This is a genomic window from Bosea sp. BIWAKO-01 (assembly GCF_001748145.1).
GTDB lineage: Bacteria > Pseudomonadota > Alphaproteobacteria > Rhizobiales > Beijerinckiaceae > Allobosea.
This window is the reverse complement of sequence record NZ_BCQA01000001.1, coordinates 3529655-3547105: the sequence shown is the minus strand read 5'-3', so window position 1 is coordinate 3547105 and position 17451 is coordinate 3529655. Positions and strand designations below refer to the sequence as shown.

General features: G+C 60.1%; 20 protein-coding genes and 1 pseudogene. 13 read left to right on the top strand and 8 right to left on the bottom strand.

The window, feature by feature from the left end:
- Window positions 1–6 precede the first annotated feature (6 nt).
- The 3 genes from BIWAKO_RS34290 (at window position 7) to BIWAKO_RS35400 (ending at window position 2207) form a co-directional block, all read left to right on the top strand.
- Window positions 7–657, top strand: coding sequence for a restriction endonuclease (locus BIWAKO_RS34290; RefSeq protein ID WP_201788629.1), 651 nt, complete (start codon window positions 7–9; stop codon window positions 655–657).
- 655 nt (window positions 658–1312) lie between these two features.
- On the top strand, window positions 1313–1759 hold the full coding sequence (locus tag BIWAKO_RS16395) for a hypothetical protein (RefSeq protein ID WP_069879559.1): 447 nt from the start codon (window positions 1313–1315) through the stop codon (window positions 1757–1759).
- Between the two features lie 199 nt (window positions 1760–1958).
- Entirely contained in the window at window positions 1959–2207 is a 249-nt protein-coding gene (locus BIWAKO_RS35400) for a hypothetical protein (RefSeq protein ID WP_141740126.1), read from the top strand.
- 842 nt (window positions 2208–3049) lie between these two features.
- On the opposite strand, the gene BIWAKO_RS16390 is transcribed toward BIWAKO_RS35400, so the two are convergent.
- Both BIWAKO_RS16390 and BIWAKO_RS16385 read right to left on the bottom strand, forming a co-directional pair.
- Window positions 3050–3445, bottom strand: a complete 396-nt coding sequence (locus BIWAKO_RS16390; protein ID WP_141740125.1) for a hypothetical protein — start codon at window positions 3443–3445, stop codon at window positions 3050–3052.
- Complete coding sequence (locus BIWAKO_RS16385; RefSeq protein ID WP_069879557.1) at window positions 3411–3710, bottom strand: hypothetical protein; 300 nt, start codon at window positions 3708–3710, stop codon at window positions 3411–3413. Before BIWAKO_RS16385 ends, BIWAKO_RS16390 begins: the two co-directional genes overlap by 35 nt.
- A gap of 103 nt (window positions 3711–3813) precedes the next feature.
- Between BIWAKO_RS16385 and BIWAKO_RS36520 the strand changes: the two genes are divergently transcribed.
- Window positions 3814–4065, top strand: a complete 252-nt coding sequence (locus BIWAKO_RS36520) for a hypothetical protein (RefSeq protein ID WP_141740124.1) — start codon at window positions 3814–3816, stop codon at window positions 4063–4065.
- A gap of 396 nt (window positions 4066–4461) precedes the next feature.
- Here the strand turns inward: BIWAKO_RS36520 and BIWAKO_RS16375 are convergent, their stop codons facing one another.
- Window positions 4462–4740, bottom strand: coding sequence for a hypothetical protein (locus BIWAKO_RS16375; RefSeq protein WP_141740123.1), 279 nt, complete (start codon window positions 4738–4740; stop codon window positions 4462–4464).
- 264 nt (window positions 4741–5004) lie between these two features.
- Between BIWAKO_RS16375 and BIWAKO_RS35395 the strand changes: the two genes are divergently transcribed.
- The 3 genes from BIWAKO_RS35395 (at window position 5005) to BIWAKO_RS16370 (ending at window position 6521) form a co-directional block, all read left to right on the top strand.
- Window positions 5005–5403 (top strand): hypothetical protein, encoded by a 399-nt coding sequence (locus BIWAKO_RS35395; protein ID WP_141740122.1) that lies wholly within the window; start codon window positions 5005–5007, stop codon window positions 5401–5403.
- 88 nt (window positions 5404–5491) lie between these two features.
- The gene (locus tag BIWAKO_RS35390; RefSeq protein ID WP_141740121.1) at window positions 5492–5917 is read left to right on the top strand and encodes a hypothetical protein; all 426 of its coding nucleotides are present in this window, start codon (window positions 5492–5494) and stop codon (window positions 5915–5917) included.
- A gap of 418 nt (window positions 5918–6335) precedes the next feature.
- A complete protein-coding gene (locus BIWAKO_RS16370) occupies window positions 6336–6521 on the top strand; it encodes a hypothetical protein (RefSeq protein WP_069879554.1) in 186 nt (61 codons plus the stop codon).
- A gap of 160 nt (window positions 6522–6681) precedes the next feature.
- Here the strand turns inward: BIWAKO_RS16370 and BIWAKO_RS16365 are convergent, their stop codons facing one another.
- Window positions 6682–6885, bottom strand: a complete 204-nt coding sequence (locus tag BIWAKO_RS16365; protein ID WP_069879553.1) for a hypothetical protein — start codon at window positions 6883–6885, stop codon at window positions 6682–6684.
- Complete coding sequence (locus tag BIWAKO_RS16360; protein WP_069879552.1) at window positions 6882–7325, bottom strand: DUF5681 domain-containing protein; 444 nt, start codon at window positions 7323–7325, stop codon at window positions 6882–6884. Before BIWAKO_RS16360 ends, BIWAKO_RS16365 begins: the two co-directional genes overlap by 4 nt.
- Before the next feature lie 435 nt (window positions 7326–7760).
- Between BIWAKO_RS16360 and BIWAKO_RS37110 the strand changes: the two genes are divergently transcribed.
- The 4 genes from BIWAKO_RS37110 (at window position 7761) to BIWAKO_RS16345 (ending at window position 11219) form a co-directional block, all read left to right on the top strand.
- Window positions 7761–7889 carry a hypothetical protein gene (locus BIWAKO_RS37110; RefSeq protein ID WP_274533586.1) on the top strand — a complete coding sequence of 43 codons (129 nt, stop codon included), beginning with the start codon at window positions 7761–7763 and terminating at the stop codon, window positions 7887–7889.
- 75 nt (window positions 7890–7964) lie between these two features.
- Window positions 7965–8576 carry a COG3904 family protein gene (locus BIWAKO_RS16355; protein WP_069879551.1) on the top strand — a complete coding sequence of 204 codons (612 nt, stop codon included), beginning with the start codon at window positions 7965–7967 and terminating at the stop codon, window positions 8574–8576.
- Window positions 8577–8686: 110 nt separating this feature from the next.
- Entirely contained in the window at window positions 8687–8896 is a 210-nt protein-coding gene (locus BIWAKO_RS16350; RefSeq protein ID WP_069879550.1) for a MarR family transcriptional regulator, read from the top strand.
- Between the two features lie 562 nt (window positions 8897–9458).
- Window positions 9459–11219: an arylsulfatase gene (locus BIWAKO_RS16345; protein WP_069879549.1), complete on the top strand. Its 1761-nt coding sequence runs from the start codon at window positions 9459–9461 to the stop codon at window positions 11217–11219.
- Between the two features lie 1411 nt (window positions 11220–12630).
- Here BIWAKO_RS16345 and BIWAKO_RS16335 read toward each other — a convergent pair.
- Window positions 12631–13733, bottom strand: a pseudogene (locus BIWAKO_RS16335) (IS3 family transposase); the annotation flags it as partial.
- Between the two features lie 993 nt (window positions 13734–14726).
- On the opposite strand from BIWAKO_RS16335, the gene BIWAKO_RS16325 reads away from it, so the two are divergent.
- Together BIWAKO_RS16325 and BIWAKO_RS16320 are read left to right on the top strand one after the other, a co-directional pair.
- Window positions 14727–14987: a dTDP-4-dehydrorhamnose 3,5-epimerase family protein gene (locus BIWAKO_RS16325; RefSeq protein WP_244523463.1), complete on the top strand. Its 261-nt coding sequence runs from the start codon at window positions 14727–14729 to the stop codon at window positions 14985–14987.
- Between the two features lie 122 nt (window positions 14988–15109).
- On the top strand, window positions 15110–15316 hold the full coding sequence (locus BIWAKO_RS16320; protein ID WP_141740120.1) for a hypothetical protein: 207 nt from the start codon (window positions 15110–15112) through the stop codon (window positions 15314–15316).
- Window positions 15317–15444: 128 nt separating this feature from the next.
- On the opposite strand, the gene BIWAKO_RS16315 is transcribed toward BIWAKO_RS16320, so the two are convergent.
- Together BIWAKO_RS16315 and BIWAKO_RS16310 are read right to left on the bottom strand one after the other, a co-directional pair.
- Window positions 15445–15699 (bottom strand): hypothetical protein, encoded by a 255-nt coding sequence (locus BIWAKO_RS16315; RefSeq protein ID WP_141740119.1) that lies wholly within the window; start codon window positions 15697–15699, stop codon window positions 15445–15447.
- A 156-nt stretch (window positions 15700–15855) separates the two neighbouring features.
- The gene (locus BIWAKO_RS16310; protein ID WP_371332187.1) at window positions 15856–17439 is read right to left on the bottom strand and encodes a phage tail tape measure protein; all 1584 of its coding nucleotides are present in this window, start codon (window positions 17437–17439) and stop codon (window positions 15856–15858) included.
- Window positions 17440–17451: the final 12 nt, after the last annotated feature.

Genomic DNA, 17451 nt, shown 5'->3' with positions numbered 1-17451 from the left:
GTTCGAATGAACGAAATTATTGGCTCTCTCGCCGCAACGAGGAACGAATTTGCCTCCATAAACATCGCGCATGTTGACCCGAAGCAATGTTTCCGGATGCTGAAAGGTGTTGCGTCGCCGTCATTCAAGGAAATATCACCTATTCGTCCAGTTTTAACCTTCGATACGCCCGACAAGCGGATCGTTGAAGGGCGCAATGTTGTGGACGAACTTGACAAAACTACAAACCTCGCGGCGTTGGATTGGGAGGATTTCGAGCACGTGGTTCGCGAACTCTTCGCAAAGATGTTCACTGCTCGCGGCTCGTCGGCCGAAGTCCATGTTACGCGAGCGAGCCGTGACTATGGCGTTGATGCCTTGGTTCACGACCCTGATCCCATTCATGGAGGTAAATTCGTCATCCAGGCCAAACGATATGTCAATAAGGTTGAAGTATCGGCTGTCCGTGATTTATATGGAACAGTACAAAATGAGGGTGCAAACCGCGGTTTCTTAGTGACTACAAGTTCTTTTGGACCAGATGCGCACGCTTTCGTCAAAGGCAAGCCGCTTACATTGATTGATGGGCCGCACCTCCTCCAATTACTGCAGGATCACGGCTACGGCTTTCGTATAAATCTCGAGGAAGCGCGGAAGTTACTAAAGGAACGGGAATAAACACGAGCATCGACAAGCATCCCGCCTGTGAAGACACCGATCATCCGGCCATAGCGATCCGGCCGGAGCTCTACGGGCGTGCAGGAGGCGGGGAGCGCCGATTGCAACGCCGTCCACCCCTTGGCGGAACCGGCTGGTGGGATAGAGAGCGCTATGAAATTGGCGGCCCGACCAGGATGCCGAGCAGATCACGCGCCTAGCCCAGCGCAAACGCCGCCGCCTGCGGGATGATACCAAGGAAGAGGCACTTCATTCGCGGGGTGGTACGCCTTGCTTGAAGCTACCCTGGGAACCGACAAAGACGGGAGTTATCCCTCGCCTCCACGGTCTCGATCCGCTCCCATCGCGAGCGCGAGCCGCCCGTGCGCTTCATCATGCAGCACTGAGGCGTTACGGATAGCCGAAATCCGGCCTTCTTGGCGTGGTTACAGATAAGCGGCTGAAGTCCGAGCCGGTCTTTCATTTATCTGTAACGACAAGAACTCTTCTCTGGCGTTATGTTACAGATATCCGTAGCAATTCGCACGTCGGTCTCCTCCTACCCGTAACAGCGAGGATCGCAGTTGCAGAACGGCGAGTTCAAACGGAGAACCCGCCGGTCTTAGTGCTAAAGCAGTGATTGTCCCGCGGCTCACTATTTGGCTAGCTGTAACGCATGACGTCCACCGTTTATTCGCTCCAGCCCGGCCATTGCACGCGCTGCTCGGTGGCGTTCCCTGCAGACGCCGCCCCCTTTATCGTCTCAGAAACGGTCGCCAGGGATTATCTCGATCCGTCTATCCCTCGCATCGGGCGCATTGCGACGGTGAAAGCGTCCGCCCCCGTGTGCGAAGCGTGTCTTACCGACGGGGAACGCACCTGGTGCACGGCTGAGATGGTCTGCGAAGGATGCGGCGATCGCAAGTTCGTTCACCCCCGTGACAAGAAGGCGACCTGTTCCACGGCCTGCTGGCAGCGCGCCCGGCGGGCGCGGATCCAACGCGAGCGTCCTCCCTTGAAGTGCAACGTGTGCGCGACGTTCTTCTTTCCAAAGCGTCGCGCCGACGCGAAGTACTGCTCCAATCTCTGCCGCCAGCTCGCCTACCGGCTGCGGCTCGGGTGACGAGGGCGGCCAGGCAAACGCCCCTCGACCTGAGGCCAGTCCCGGCCGCCGGCGGCAGCCCCCTCGGCGGGTGGTCGGCCACGGCCTTCCCTCCCCGTCCAGTCGCTTACGAATTCGGCTTCTTTACTCGCAGCCTCGGCGCAAGCAGGATTGCGTCTGCCGGACGTGCGTTCTGGGGCTTGCATCAGGGAGGGGGGCGATGGGAGTGTATTCAACTGCGGCCGGTGATCTGAATTTTGATAATCAGCCGGAGCGCGATCTGGCGGCACTTGATGGCAGGCTCGTTGTGATCCGGCATCAGGGGATCGGCGACATGGTGGCCGGCCGGCTTATCGGCACGCCGCAGCCCGGCTTTGCCCTGCACCTGCTGACCGAGGGTGGCGCGATTAGCGTCGCGGGCTGGCGGTCGGTGCACCGGGTCACCTCTACGGATCACGCGAACCAATAGGCGGAGGCGATGCCGGCGAGCCTGCGCGGCATATGCCGGGCGGCAGCGCGGGCGGCCCGGTCGAGCAGGCGCCGGGCATTACTCTGCAAGGAGTGGATCAGGAAGATTTGAGGGAGCGGGTGCCGTGCCGCTGCACGGTTTTCAACTCGCTGTCATAGACAAAATGCCCGATCTCCTTGGCTCCGACGCCGTTCAGGCGAACGGACTTCCCACTGATTCGCAGCGTGCCAAGCCGCATGGCGAAAGTATTGCATGCGACGAAGCGTGAGCAGCGCAGTGGGAACAGAAGTGGAAGCTTGGTGTAGCTCAGGGATTTGCGGACCGACGTACTACGGAGCGGCGAGCCAGGCGAGCTGTGACGTAGATCGCAAGATGAATTATCGTCATCAAAGAAACCACTATGATCGTGTCTGACCAACTGGGAGGAATAAGACCCCAGGGACCTGAACTCTGGTGAACCCGCGCGAATACGATAAATCCTGACACGCCCATTGCAAGAAGGGTGGCTACGGGCGGCGCTCGGAACGCCCCCAGGGCTATGAAAAGCGAGAAGAAGAAAAAGTCGGTCGCGTTCATTAAGCAGCGCCCCTACTACTTCACTACAACATCCGGTCGATAACACTGCTGCGGCGCCCGCCGATTGTTGCTTTCCGCCAAAGATTTGCTCGCCTCTACCTGGGGGGCGTTCCAGCGGCCCTGGCGGAGAGGTGCAAGGATTTGCAGTCCTTTCTCACACCGCTCAGCACAACCCACAGCCCCTATGCGCGGAGAAGGATGTCCCGCACCTGCGTCGCGGCCCATTTGCCCTTGCGAGCTGGCCATCATAGGGCTCATAGCTGCAGTTAGCGTGACTTGCTGTCTTCCTGCCAAGCCACCAGAAACTCGCTCTCGAGCTCTTGATTGAATGTTGCTAGCGCTCGGGCTACGTCATGGCAGTCGGCATCGTCGAGGCACAATTCGTAGTTGTCCGTGAAATTGGCGACGGCTTCGTAAATTTCGCTGCCGCGGCGGAGGCCTGTATTGGCTGTAAGATCACGAGATACCCCACATTCCTGGAGATCTTCCTTCGCGCTGCACGTAAACGTGCCTTTTTTTGTCTTATTTATCCATATCCTTGTCGACCAAAATCCAAGCATATTGCCCTGATTGATATTCAATATCTCAATTTTACCTTCCACAAACTTCTCCAATCTGGTCACAATATCAATTCCCCGCCCGGCCACGTCTTTCACGGGCAAGCGAAAAGTTCGGGAACAGCGCTGAGAACGATAAGACGACCCCGCCGAAAGCGAAGCCGAAGGCGGCGATGAACATTAGGCCGCGCTTCGGGCCTTCAGCCCCAGCAACTAACGTTATCAAGGAGCATCCCACCAAGACGGTGCCTATCAAGAAGCACACCAGCCGCCGTACCTGAGACATGGGCTTCGGCGCATCCGGGTCGTTGTAGATGATCGGGCCGTCTGGGTCGTTGTCGTTGAGGAAGCGGGGTTCGGGGACTTTCATCGACAGTGACCATGTGTGACCGGCGCTCGCGGGTCGATGTTAACCGCTGCCAATCCCTTGTCATTCTAAGCCAAGCTCTGGCCCGAAGCACATGAGCCCCCCGATGCGCTTCATTATGCAGCACTGGCAGGACCGCCAGCGCCAAGTCGATATCGAAGTTCTCTGGCCGGCATGTCTACGTAACTCCCGCGTCGTTGGCTGTACCCGCCGTGCCTTCACGATCCACGCCCTGAACGACCCGGCATGGACGGTGCTCGGCACAGGCGAGATCCTGCGTCAGGTCGCCCTGCTCCCCCACCCGAGGATACCCCGCGACCTGTGTTCGATCCGTGGTTCCCATGCCATCAGGCGGTAGAGCGCGATCTCAGCGAGCCGTCCGTCGCCGCGTTGCAGCAGCCGAGCTTGGATTTACGTCCGGTTCTAGTGAAATTAAATGCACATCAGCGTGGGAAAAACCCCGTAGAGACCAGCTGGAATGTTCGGCTCTACGGGGTCTCTGCACCCGGCCAACCCTCCTGGGGGAGGCCGTCGCCGGGGAGCCGGCCTATCCGCTGCTGCGGCTCCTGCCGTCGAGGCGTGTCATAGCGAGGGCGTGCAATGCGGCACGGTGCTCCCGCTAGGCAGCCTGGTCAAGAAAAGACAGGATCAGCCCTTCATAGGCGCTCGGACGGACCTTGCCGGCCCTGATGCGGGTAATGATGCCGTCAGCGTAGTCGGACACCCTGCCCCGGCAGCGGCCGGCAGTGCTCGCTCATGCCTTGCTCCTCCGGAAGAAGCGCGTGGCTGCGTTGATCTCCGGTCCGTCCGTGGCGGCAACAACGAGGCGAAGGCTTTCCGTCGCCGAGAGGCTGGTGCGCAGCAGATGGGCGACCGCCGCGGCCCTGACCTCATCAAGCGCCTGCGCCATCCTGGCGGCGCGGGCCTCGACAGCGTCATGTGCCTTGCGCATCGCTTCGAGGGCGACCTCGGCCAGCTCGGCGCGCTGCTCCAGAGAGGCGGCCGCGTCCATCGCCATGACCTTGGGTGTCAACGAGCATGTCGGCGCGGCATCGGCTCCTGCGGCTGCGCGCCCTGGCAGGCGCGCGGAGCCAGCGAGAAGTAGGCGGTGTCGGAGGCTAGTCACATAGGCTTGACCGGTCACAATACCTTCTCGACCTTGTCGAGATAGCCGGCGTTGGCCAGCACCTCCCGCGCCCGGTTGCTGCCTCTTCGGTGGACGTGACCGTCACTTGGTAAGGATGGCTATACATGCCAGCCAGCGATCCGGGAGCGGTAGGCAAGAAGGCCAAATTTGATGATGCGGATCAGTGTCATTGCAGGCGTAATTGGTGCCCTTGTTGTATTAGGCGCGCGCGCTGCATCCGCCGAAAAGCTGACCCTCGCATGTACGTTTGAGAACGGCGACCTCGACAGGGAGCGAGATGTAAACCAAGTCCTGTTCGATACCGAGCGCCCCCTGGTTGATCTGCGCGTCGCTCAAACAATGGGGACAGATAATCCGGTCAACTGGATTTTTCAAAATGATGCGGCAAGCAAGGACAGCATCCAGCTGGTCTCTGACAGATCAAGGATTAGCGTCGCTGCCATCCGCGCCGGTCATGCGGTTGTCATTAGTTTCGACAGGGTCACGGGTCTGTTGAATTGGGCGCATGCCGATGGCTCAAGGTCTTTTCGATATAGTTGCCATAGGTGATCTTGCGGAGGAGGTACGGACGCCGGGCTCACAACGACAGCTGCGCTATAAACAGAATAAAATAATACAAATTTACGGAGGAGATACAATGCGTAGGATTATTGTGCTCGCGGCGGTGTTTCTTCCGGCCTTTGTGGTCCAAGCAAAAGCTTTCACACTCCGGTGCACTTATGAGCCAGGACATCACATCGGATCCAGCTTCGAGCTTTCGGCAGAGAGCATGTCTGGTAAAATGACATTTACAGAGAGGAGCGGCGCCAAAACAGAACTCTTCAATGGCATTCCTGGTGGCGGCAAGTACCCGTTCCTGTCGATGGGACGGGGGAAGTCAAAATGGCGGGATTTGTATTTGGTTGAGTTCAATTCTTGGGGCAACAATATTTGTTCGGAGCCTTGCCGGTTTACACATATCAACGAGAATTACCCTGACGGCGACGATGCGGCCCCATTCATGGTTGTACAAGTTGGAGCCTGCGTAGTCCTATCAACCCGGGGCATATTCACGCCACGTTGATTTGCTCGTCTCCTTGCCTCGCGCCGAAGCGTGAAGAGCGAGGAGGTTGGAGGCCGGGCGGGAGGTCATGGCTTCGCCTTCGACATTGTTGCTTGCTCGATGCAGACAGCCCAGCGCTCACCCCACCGGCCCCTGCCCTCGCCGTCTCGGATGGTCCGCACCGCGGCCTCGCCTTGACCAGGGGGCGGCGTGCAAGGATTTGCAGTCCTCTCTCGCACCGCTCCGCACCGAGACGCACGGCACAGGCCCTTCGGCGCGCTGCTGGAGATCAGCGACCCGCGCTAAGATCCTTTCATCGCCTTTCAGGCGCGATGCGTTGGCGTCGATGTACTCGATCCGCGTACGATGTTCTTGTTGTGCGCTCGACCACCAGCATTGCCACGATGGACGTTCGTTTCACGAGAAAAGGAGCAATGCGATGAAGATTGATCCCAGGACCCTGCAGATGCTGCTCGAAAGCCTCCAGGACGACCTATATGAGCTGTGCCATGAGTTGATGCTGGCGCTTGCGCCGGAGCGCGATGGCCAGGGTATCCCTGTTGAGACTGAGCACGCTATCCAGGGGGTGCTCGCCCGCTTCGGCGTGCTTCTAAAAACGTCATGATGTTGTCGAGCCATTGCTGGTTGGCGTCTTGCTGGACATTGCTTGGTGTGAATGACTTGCGGTCGCCGCCGCCGCAGACGCCGTCTATTGGTCTGCCTTCGTCGCCCCCTCGCCCCGCACCCTGAGTAGCATCGTATTCGTCCACGAGACGACGCCCCGTTCAGCGGCGGAACTTGGCCTGCCATTCCTCCTCCGTCAGGCATCGACCCGACTGCTTATCATCCTCGGCAATCCCAATCGCCGTCCAGTCCTCATCGCCTGGCGGGTGGTTGCTGACCACGAAGCGCACACCATTGTTGGCGAGTGTCGTCTCCAGTTTCGCAATGCGCTGCGACAGTCGCGTCATGGTGCTGGGCCTCGTCATACTCGCCCTTCTTCAAGTGCCTCGAGCCTGCGGTGCAGATCGGTGACCTCGATGGCCCTGGCATGGGCATCGACCAGCTTGCCGAGTTCAGCGGCTTCGGACGGAGTGAGTTCCCCGGCCGCGACTGCCTCCAGGATGGCTTGCGTCGCCCTCGACAGATCGGCGGCAGTCTCGATCCTGGGAAGGTCGAACGTCACTGGTCGGTCGCGGCGTGCGGGAGCCAGACGATCCATGCAGAGCCGCAGCGCCGTCATGTCACCGGCCAGGCCCAACTCGATCGCCTTGCGTGTGAGGGCCTCGGCCTCGCCCTCCAGCAAGGCTTCGATGGCGAGCGTCACCTTGTGGCGGGTGCCCTTTGCCTTGCCGGCCGGGTTGCCCGACTGGCCCGGTTTGAAGGGCGCGCCCCGCTGCTTTCCCACTGCATTTTCAGCGCCAGCCATCAGATAAACCTTCTAGCGACGATCCATGCGATGAAGCCGAAGACGGTGAGCGTCATCAGGAGAGCGCCTCTGCGACCTCGATTACTGAACCGCCGGATTTCCTCGATCACGCGGCGTTTCTGTCAGGCTTGGGTCAGTCGCTCCCGTACATTAGGCCGCATCCGAGCCTCCATCTCCCAAATCAATTGGCAAATTTGCAAGAACTCAGATCGTGGAGCGTACTAGATTATGCAATATTGCTATTGAAAATAACACCCGCGACTGGCGGCCCCAGACGCCGGGAACGCCGCGAACCGGAGCGAGCACGGGAGAACGGCAGGTTACTCTGCAGTCCGTGTCATTTGGCGGCGGCGAGCATGGGCGTGGCGCGATCCAACAAGCCCGACATGGCGGAGGCATGGTAGGCAGAGGAACCCCAAAAAAGGAGTAATGCTCATGGTCCTCGCCATCTGGTCGTGCGCCGTCGCCACCCTCGCGCTTGGGGTGGTCGTCGTCCGCTGGTTCGCTGGGCGCGCCGACGTGACCAGCCCGGATCAGCTGCAGCATCAGTCCCGCTCCTGCTGAGCGGCAGCCCTTCGCAATCTGATCGCGGACGGCAGCATCCGCATCGATTGAACCCAAGACCTTGGAACAAGTGAGATGAGACTGATCAGCGCCCTCCTGGCGATGGCAATCGCTGCCGCACCCGCGTTTCCGGTAGAGGCGGCAACCTTCAAACCCCTCCACGGCGGCAAGTCTCTGGTCATGACCGGGGATATTGTGGAGGGCGACACCTACCGCCTCAGCAACGCCATCGCACGGGCTGCCTACAAGGGCGTCCGCGTGGAGCGGTTATTCCTCAACTCGCCGGGCGGGAGCCTGGTCGAAGGTCTTGAGCTCGGCGTGATGCTCGCCAAGAGCGGTGACATCGACACTGTGGTCGGAGCCACGGACGCCTGCTCCTCTTCCTGCCTCACAGTGTTCGCGGCAGGCAAGAACAAGGTCGTGTTCCCGACCTCGCGAATCGGGGTCCATTCCGCCTCCGCCATCAACATGAGAACGGGCGAGTCCGTCGAACACTCGCGCACGACGCTGCTGATGATCCGCTTCTACAAGAGCGTCGGAGTGCCGGCCTCGGTTCTCGGCAAGATAGCTGCCACAGAGGCAGACGAGATTACCTACCTCAACGTCGCCGACTACGACGCCTGGGGCATCGAGAAGCTCTACCCGAAGGGTAACACCCCGGTCTCGAACCGGGTTCCTCTCTACTGAGCAGGGCCGCGCGATGTTCTGCCGACTGGGGCGGCGGCACCCTTCGCGATCAAACAGAAGATGGCGAGAGAATTGCTGGTCGGCGCTCGCCGAGAGTGGACGGAAGCCGGATGCTGACGCGCGATGAAATCTGGATCCTGCAGCTGTTTCGGCCAGACACCGGCCGCGTCGATTTGCGGCCGAGTAAGTCGCGCGAGGAGCTGATCCGCAAGGGTCTGATCGAAAGGACGCCCGCGCCAGCGTGGGCCGGCTTTAACACGTACGCGCTGACTGAACGCGGGCGGGCGGTCATGGGCGTGCTGCCGAAGTCGCCGGATTGATCAGTTGCGAGGATACGAGGGAAGCCGCCGAGTTGAAGGGCTTGATCGAACGTCAGCTTCCGGACCGAGATCGAAGGGGTGAAATCGACCCTTTTCTGACGTTTGGGACGTCCGCTTTCAGACAGTCGATTTGCAGCGTGCCTGACGGAGCCAAAGCTGGAGTTCTTGGGCCAGAGCGTGACTCCGAGGCGTGAACGAAGATCGCGACTTGGGCCGCGGCGCTCTGTTCCCAGATCAGGTCCGGCGGCTTGTTGTCCTGCCAGTCGCCGCCGAACTCCACGCGTTGATGGGGGGCGGCAACAGGAGTATCCTGCGACCATCAATCCTAACGTGAAAGTGTGCGTCGGCGGGCACCAATTCCTGGAAAGTCGGACGTGTAACAACGCGCACTCTCTGCTCGGGGGAGCACCTTTGGTGAATCGCCCGCCGTCTCGCTGCGCCGGAATCCGCGAACCTGAGCAGAATTGCCGAAGCTGCAAAGCCGCAACGGGACGCTTTCATTCCGTCTCGGTAAGCATCCCGGAAGCATGAGGTTCGATATCTTGTGAGGAGGGAGCATCAAATGTCGCGCATCCCGGAAGAAGGCAACGGCTCGAAGCCAGAGACCAGCCTGCCCGATCGCCGCAACGTGCTGCTTGGCAGCACCGCGCTTGCCGCCGCTTCGGCGCTTGGCTCCGCCAGATCAGTTCAAACCGCGCAGGCACAGCCCGCGCAAGCGCAATCCGCGGCGGGGCAAAGGCCGAACATCCTGTTTATCATGGGTGACGATGTCGGGTGGTTCAACATCGGCGCCTATCACCAGGGCATCATGGCCGGCAAGACGCCGAACCTGGATAGGATAGCCGCGGAGGGCATGCGCTTCACCGACTACTATGCGGAGGCAAGCTGCACGGCCGGGCGCGCCAACTTCATTACCGGACAGATACCGTTGCGCACCGGCCTCACAACCGTCGGGCAGGCGGGCGCTGATGTCGGCATGCCCGAACAGTCGGTTACGGTCGCGACCGTCTTGAAATCACTTGGCTATGCCACTGGGCAGTTCGGCAAGAACCACTTGGGCGATCTCAACAAATTCCTGCCGACACTGCACGGCTTCGACGAATTCTTTGGCTACCTGTACCATCTCGATGCGATGTCGGACCCATACTGGTTCAGCTATCGTCAGGACTGGATCGACAAGTACGGGCCGCGCAACATCGTGCATTCCTACGCGACCGATACTGACGATGCCACCGTGATGCCGCGCTGGGGTAAGGTCGGCAAACAGCGGATCGTGGACGAAGGACCGCTCCCACCTTTCCCCGAGATGGGCGCCGATCACCAGAACTGGCAGAAGGGCCGGCCAGCCAAGTACAACATGCAGACCTTCGACGCTGTGCTGGTCGAGAACAGCAAGCGCTTCATGGACCAGGCGAAGCAGGCCGGAAAGCCTTTCTTCATTTGGCATAACACCACGCGAATGCACATCTTTACGTATCTGTCCCAGAAGTATCAGGCGAAGATGACCCCGGAGAGCGGTCTCGGCCTGGAAGAGGCGGGCATGTCGCAGCTTGACGACGACGTCGGCGACCTGCTCAAGCACCTCACTGATATCGGCGTTGCCGACAACACCATCGTCATCTTCAGCACTGACAATGGCGCGGAAGTGTTCACGTGGCCCGATGGCGGCATGACGCCGTTCCGCGCCACCAAGGGGACCGCGTATGAGGGCGGCTTCCGCGTGCCCTGCCTCATTCGCTGGCCGGGAAAGATCAAGCCGGGCACGGTCGAGAACGGCATCTTCTCCGGCCTTGACTGGCTGCCGACGCTCGCGGCTGCTGCGGGAAATCCGAATATCACCGAGCAGCTTCTCCGCGGCGTGCAGCTCGGCGACCGGAGCTACAAGAACCATCTGGACGGCTACAACCAGATGGATCTGTTGACCGCTGCCGGCCCGTCGAAGCGGCATGAGATCTTCTACTTCTCCGAGGCAAATCTCGGCGCTATCCGTCTCGATGACTTCAAGTTTCAGTTCATGCAGCAGCCATATGGCTGGCCCGGTGAAAAGGTGACGACTGATGTCCCGACGATCGTCAACCTTAGATGGGACCCGTTCGAGCGGACGCCGTCGGTTCGCGGCGAGACGCTGAACAATTCGGCTGGCGGCTACATGAACGAATTCTTGGCGCGCGAGTTTTGGCGTTTCGTGGAGGTACAAGAGAGGGTCGCCGACCTGGCACGAACCGCCATCGAGTTTCCACCCATGCAAGCACCCGCCTCTTTCAACCTCTCTGCGGTCAAGGAGAAAATCGACGCGGCAATGAGGTCGCACGAAGGGCAGTAGGCAACGACGGCACCGGCTATCATCGTCCTGACCGGTCTCTGTCGAGTATGCGCGCTTTCGAACACTCCTGCCGGCTAAGCCCGGCAGGAGTGTCTGCTTACGGGCAGCGCCGCAATGTCAGCTCTCCACCCTCCTGCGACCTTCGGAATGTCTGCAAACAGGCAAGGCCACCGCGCCCTTCCAGCGGTTACGTTCCAGGCTTTGGAGCCTGAAGTGATTTTGAAACGTTCGATCGAGGCGGAAGCCGCACGATATTCGACGGCCGCGCATCCCGCTCAGCGAGGACCACCGCATCAAGCAGAAGTTCGATGGCGCGGCACAGCCGCTCTGGCGGGGCGTGCGCTTGCAATGCTGATCAGCCAAGCCCTCGCTTGGCACGAGATCGTTGCTACCCAGCTCCCGATGACGGTAAGGAACCGGTGATGCAGCCCCGCGGTAGCTGCGCGAGTTACGGCGCAAATGAACAAGACCGGCGTGGGAGACGACGATCCGGCAACGGCAGAGTTGTTCAAAGAGACGGGGTTTTAATGTCTCACTTCGATCGTCTTGTGGATAACAGCCAGACCCAAAATGTAGGGCTAGGGTCCGGGGCATGAGGCAAGGAGCGAATGGAAAAGTTGGCCTTTATGTTGGCCTTTTAGAAATAAAAACGTGGAATAAAATATATATATCAGATAGTTATATAGATATTCCAAGTTCCTCTCCCGCTACCAATTTTTAGCTGAGAAAATCAAAGACTTAGCGAATTTCGAGGCTAAACCAGAGCCTCGCTACCCATGCAACACGTTGCAACATTTCCGCAGATTCCGCCTGTTTTCGCGTGTTGCAATTAAGTCCATGCAACACGCTGCAACACGCGCCATGCGGCTCGCCTAGCTTTGGACGCGCCGCATTTCCCTAACAATGGCGACGATCGCCTCGCACTCGGCACGCTTGAAACCGGCCGCTGCCAGTCCGTCGAAAGCTTCAGCGCCGTCGGGGCTTGGGTGGACACCAGCGGCCTCGACTAACTTTCCCACCTCGCGCCCGTCTAGGAGGGCTCTGGGCTCGTGGGCGTCGAGTGCGGCCAACAGCAGATCTGTTCGGATGGTGAGGGTTGCACCCTCCCGAACACGTATTCCCGAACCACGCTCTCCGGCTTGCCTGTCTGCTTGTTCGTCCGCACGCCCATCGTCACATCGAACGACTTTTAGCGCAGATCCAAGGCGCGCTCCGGATTTGGAACGCCCATGGCCAGCCGAAGTGCGGCAAAGTCGCGCTGGCCGAAGATCGCCGCCTCCAAATCGGGCTCGCGGTGCTCTAGGCAGTAACTCAGCCGGATCTGGCGCCCCTCGTGGTCTGCCCCCATTGGGTGGCCCGGTTTCAGTCTAATGCATGGTCGGCTTTGCGGCCATGTCTGAGATGGATTTGGCGGCGGCATAATGGCGGCCGGTACCGGAGCCCTGTATCCGAGCGATGAGTGGGGCCGCACGGTGTTGTAGTGCTTTCGCCAGCTTTCGATGACGGCTTTTGCCTCGGCGAGGCTGTAGAAGATCTCGCCGTTGAGGAGCTCGTCGCGAAGCTTGGAGTTGAAGCTCTCGCAATAGCCGTTCTCCCAAGGCGAGCCTGGCTCGATGAAGGCCGTCTTCGCGCCGACCGCTGTGATCCACTCCCGCACCGCTTTGGCGGCGAACTCGGGACCATTGTCCGAACGAACATTCCCCGGCACGCCGCGCAGGACGAAGAGGTCCGACAAGACGTCAATGACATCGGTGGACTTGAGCTTCCGGTCTATCCGGATCGCGATGCATTCCCGGGTAAACTCGTCGATCACGTTCAACATGCGGAACTTGCGGCCATCGTGGGTGCGATCCTCCACAAAGTCGTAGGACCAGACATGGTTGGGACACTCCGGTCGTAGCCGAACGCAGGATCCATCGTTCAACCATAAGCGGCCCTTCTTCGGTTGCTTTGCAGGGACCTTGAGCCCTTCGCGCCGCCAGATCCTCTCGACACGTTTGACGTTCACGGCCCAGCCTGACGAACGCAGCATCGCTGCGATCCGGCGATAGCCATAGCGGCCATACTGGGTCGCAAGCTCGACGATGTCGGCTGTCAGCGCTGCCTCGTCGCTCCGTCCCACCGGCACCCTGCGTTGCGTAGACCGATGCTGCCCCAGGACCCGGCACGCCAGCCGCTCCGACACGCCAAACTTCATGATGGCGTGGTCGATGCAGCGTCGGCGGCGGGAGGGGCTCAGAAGTTTCCCGAGGCAGCCTCCTTGAGAATGAGCTTCTCAAGCGTCAGATCCGAGACAGCCTTCCGTAGCCGCTCGTTTTCCTTCTCCAGATCCTTGAGCCGTTTCACCTGGTCGGACTTCAGGCCGCCAAACTCCTTGCGCCAACGGTAATAGGTGAACGCCGTCACACTGATCGTTCGGATCGCTTCCGCGACTGGGCGCCCCTGGGACAACAGCACGTCGACCTGACGTAGCTTCGCGACGATCTCTTCAGGCTTATGTTTCTTCTGCGGCATCACGGGCATCCTCCAAAGGCTCGAAAGCCTACTTCAGGGAGGGCCACTTTTCAGGGGGCAGACCACCCATCGGCAGCGGCCCACAGAGGGCCTGATTGATTACGCAATTAACCGAGCAAACCTCCAGCGCATCCATATTCGAAGGTATAGTAATTTCTCCATCAATCCAAATGTTACGTAGATATAACTGCCAATCAAAAGCGATTCATCAAGTGATAACTGAAGGCAAAAACAATAAAACTTCCACGATCATTTGTCAAATATTTATTACGTCAAACGTAGTTTCAAATATAAAATGTTGCAATACTTAATATCGTTGCAATTTGTGTATTTCGATCTCGTTCTTAAACGCGACAGCCATGTCGACGATCGCGGGAGACCCCACCCCTTGACCGTGCCTGGACGTTGCGTGACGGTGCTGCATGGCTTGGGGAGCTTTAAGCGCGCTTGTCGCGGTAATCGGTGTTGTCGTCGCCCTCGTCGGCTTTGCCGCGAGCCGCAGAGCAGCCCGCGTCCTATCCCCGCGGGTAGAGGGTGTGTCTTATCTCGATGATGGGCGCAGTTCCGTCCCAACGCGCTTTAAGGTCGCGGGGCCGGGCGCGGAGCATTGGCTCGTCGGGTCCGTTCGTGTGGTGAGCCCAAACACGAAGGTTGCGCCATTTGTAGATACCGGCCCCGGCGATGAGTATGGCAATGCCGCATACGGTCCCGGGCCATGGGACACCTACTTAAAAATGGAAGACTATCCCGACAGCATCGGGATAGTGACTTCGCCGGCTGACCGCGAAAGCCGCTTAGTTTTCACGCTCGCTGCCAAGAGCGACGTCACGATTACCCACGATGCGCCGTACACCGTGAAGGCGATGCAAACCCCTCCACCCGGTGCACGTACAGCCCAAGTCCCGGATGCGCGTCGTCCTTGGCCATACCCAACTCACGGGCCGCTAAGTTGATACCCTCGGGCTTCTGTCCCCGCTTCCTATGCGTCGCAAGTTGCGACGCATTACCGTCTCTCGCCTCCACCAACTCGATCCACCGCGCAAGGTGTTCGTCGCGTTCGAGGCCGGTACGGAGGTCGCCTACAAGGTCGACGCGCCCTATGCGCCGCAGGGCGAGGGTGGGTTGTTCTGGGCTGATCCGGCACTTGCCATCAACTGGCCGGTGGTGTCCGGGGCCACGACGCTTTCCGAGAAGGACGCAAAGCTGCCCGGTTTCGCCGATTTTGCCAGCCCGTTCGTCTATGAGGGTGCCTGAACGACGCGGTTTCTCGTCACCGGAAGCGCTTCATCGGCTCGGCCGTGAGTTGACAGAGCTGGCGCAGATAGCGCGCGATGCAAAAGTGAGGGATGATCAACGCGCAATCGGAGGAGGCTATCGTGTCACCCACCAAAGATGAGCTGATCGCCGAGGCCGATGATATTGAGAAGTCAATCCAGATTGCGGTCGATGCGGCCAAGCGGAGTCCAATTCCGATCGAAGCACGGATTGCTCAGCTCGAGCGTTGGGTTGCCACTTTGATGCTTGCGCGCGCCAAAGATCTTCGGAAGTTGGCCGCAGCGGCTGGAGACAAGGGAACCGGTTAGTTGCGGCGCGCCAGAGCGCCCTTTGTTCCCGTGATCAGAACAGCGTCTCCTTCATCCCGGCTGACTAAACCCCGCCCGTGTGCGGTACATCCGAGGCAGCGCGGGCGGGGCAGTAGGTCCGCCCACACTCAATCGTTGGCGATCTCACCGCCAAATTTTAGATGAAACGCGTGAGCCTGGCGCTTTTCAGAAAAACTGACGCGAATGCGGAGCCGGTCAGGCTGCATGCTGACTTTAGCTTGGTGAGGTATGTGCCGTTCGGCGAGCCAAATGCCGACGCCGAACAATTGCTCGTTGAGCGTGTCGGCGTCCAGCGCGAGGTTGACGGCGTAGTGGGCCGCGCGTCCGACGTCCGGGGCTATCGCGATAAGCTGATCCGACATGGGCATTTTCCCCTGCCAAGAGTCCGTCAGCCTCCGCATAAGCGATCTTCATGATATCGGGATGACAGCGCGCACCGTCAATGTCAGTAGCCCGCCCGTGCGCGTGTACATCCGACGTCGCACGGGCGGGTCATGACGGCCGGAAGGCCGCCAATCTCATCGATTTACCAGATGGCCCATCGAAGTTCCGACGGACGCTTTGACGTTGCCGGACGATGTCGACGACATGCCCGTGACCGTGCGACCATCGACTTTGACGCTGACATTGACGTTGGCCTGCCCTTCCAGCGTGGCCGTGACCGGTCCCTCGACCGTCGCCTTGACCGCTTGGGTTTCGGCGCGAAGCTTTGCGTCAAAGGCCCGACGGCGTGAACGTGCGTCGTCGTGCTCTTGCCTGGGCTGCGCGGTCGCCTTGGTCACGCCGGGCTGCGCGGGCTTGTAGTCGTTCACAATGATCGCGGCGCCGGCGGCGATAGCCGCAACGCTCGCGGCGCCTGCCGCTGTCATACCCGCCGCCGCCAGAGGCACGGTCTTTTTGACTGCCTCGGGGACCGCAGAACCGCCCGCTAGTTTCGCCGCCGCTGCGGTGAGTGCCGCGGCTGACGCGTCTAGGGCTGCCGCTGAGCCCGACAGGGCAGCGCCGCCGGTAAGGACGCCAGACAGCTTAAGGGCTCCGACACCAGCGCCGTAGGCCGCTCCAGCCGCAGCCACGGCCGTCGCTGCTTGCTGGCCTTCGGTGGACAGCTTCCCAAAGGAATCGAGGACGGTCGAAAACCCGTCCGGGCCGAACTTAATCAGGCCCTTGTTCGCCTCACCAATAGACAGAACGAAGTTGTCGATTGCGCCCTTCGCCTGCTCATACGAGCCACCCACGCCGGCCATAATCGAGTCGGCTTTGTTCTTGGCGAAGTTCGGGTCGTCTCCGGTCTTGTTCAGCCCTTTCCGGCTGGCGACGTATTCCTCGCGCTGGGCCGCTGTGATCGCGCCCTTGCCGCCGTGCTTGTTGGTCAGGAAGTCGTTTAGCTGAGCCAGCGTCATTTTGGACTGCATGACCGCGTCGAGAAGCCCTTCGGCGTCGACCGACTCCGCAGACATCTGATGAAACTTGCCGGCGGCCTTTGCGACGTTGACGCGATCGGCCGGCTTCATCGTACCTTTCTTGGTCTTGGGCATCTGCCCTTCGATCGCCTCGGTAACGGCGGTCGTGAACTTGCCCCGGTCGCCGATCAGGCTCCTATCCGCCAAGACCTTTTCCAGATTGGCACGCGTCTCGGGCGTGAAGTTCAGGCCCATCCCGTTCCGGAACTGGCCCTGTAGCCCGTTGACGTCCAGTGCGCTCGGCATACGAACGAACTTGTTGTGATCGATGCCTGCAGCGTTCAGCGCGGCGAGCCCGTCCTTGGTCGGAGCGACAAGTTTTGACGCCGTCGACCGCATAAACGTGCCGGCCTCGTCGCCGCGGAGACTAGCGCGCCGGGCCACAGCCGCGATCGACATCATGCTTTCGGGCGTGAGCCCCGCAGCCGTGCCGGAGGCGGCTGCGTATTTGATATACTTGTTGGACATGCCGCCGAGATTGGCCATTTTGACCAACTGGTTGGTCGCCTTGTTGGCCTCGAAAAGCGCCTTTTCCTTCGTGCTGATGTCCTTGCCGGTCGACTGCAAGTAACTGCGGATAGCCTCCGCGGCCTGCTCCATGTCGGCTTCCATGACGAGAGCGTAATTCTTGACGTTCTCGATGATGCCTTCGCC

Coding starts and splice junctions, on each gene's coding strand:
- BIWAKO_RS34290 (WP_201788629.1), top strand. CDS start 7: ATGAACGAAATTATTGGCTCTCTCGCCGCAACGAGGAACGAATTTGCC.
- BIWAKO_RS16395 (WP_069879559.1), top strand. CDS start 1,313: ATGACGTCCACCGTTTATTCGCTCCAGCCCGGCCATTGCACGCGCTGC.
- BIWAKO_RS35400 (WP_141740126.1), top strand. CDS start 1,959: ATGGGAGTGTATTCAACTGCGGCCGGTGATCTGAATTTTGATAATCAG.
- BIWAKO_RS16385 (WP_069879557.1), bottom strand. CDS start 3,710: ATGAAAGTCCCCGAACCCCGCTTCCTCAACGACAACGACCCAGACGGC.
- BIWAKO_RS36520 (WP_141740124.1), top strand. CDS start 3,814: ATGCGCTTCATTATGCAGCACTGGCAGGACCGCCAGCGCCAAGTCGAT.
- BIWAKO_RS35395 (WP_141740122.1), top strand. CDS start 5,005: ATGATGCGGATCAGTGTCATTGCAGGCGTAATTGGTGCCCTTGTTGTA.
- BIWAKO_RS35390 (WP_141740121.1), top strand. CDS start 5,492: ATGCGTAGGATTATTGTGCTCGCGGCGGTGTTTCTTCCGGCCTTTGTG.
- BIWAKO_RS16370 (WP_069879554.1), top strand. CDS start 6,336: ATGAAGATTGATCCCAGGACCCTGCAGATGCTGCTCGAAAGCCTCCAG.
- BIWAKO_RS16365 (WP_069879553.1), bottom strand. CDS start 6,885: ATGACGAGGCCCAGCACCATGACGCGACTGTCGCAGCGCATTGCGAAA.
- BIWAKO_RS16360 (WP_069879552.1), bottom strand. CDS start 7,325: ATGGCTGGCGCTGAAAATGCAGTGGGAAAGCAGCGGGGCGCGCCCTTC.
- BIWAKO_RS37110 (WP_274533586.1), top strand. CDS start 7,761: ATGGTCCTCGCCATCTGGTCGTGCGCCGTCGCCACCCTCGCGCTTGGG.
- BIWAKO_RS16355 (WP_069879551.1), top strand. CDS start 7,965: ATGAGACTGATCAGCGCCCTCCTGGCGATGGCAATCGCTGCCGCACCC.
- BIWAKO_RS16350 (WP_069879550.1), top strand. CDS start 8,687: ATGCTGACGCGCGATGAAATCTGGATCCTGCAGCTGTTTCGGCCAGAC.
- BIWAKO_RS16345 (WP_069879549.1), top strand. CDS start 9,459: ATGTCGCGCATCCCGGAAGAAGGCAACGGCTCGAAGCCAGAGACCAGC.
- BIWAKO_RS16315 (WP_141740119.1), bottom strand. CDS start 15,699: ATGTCGGATCAGCTTATCGCGATAGCCCCGGACGTCGGACGCGCGGCC.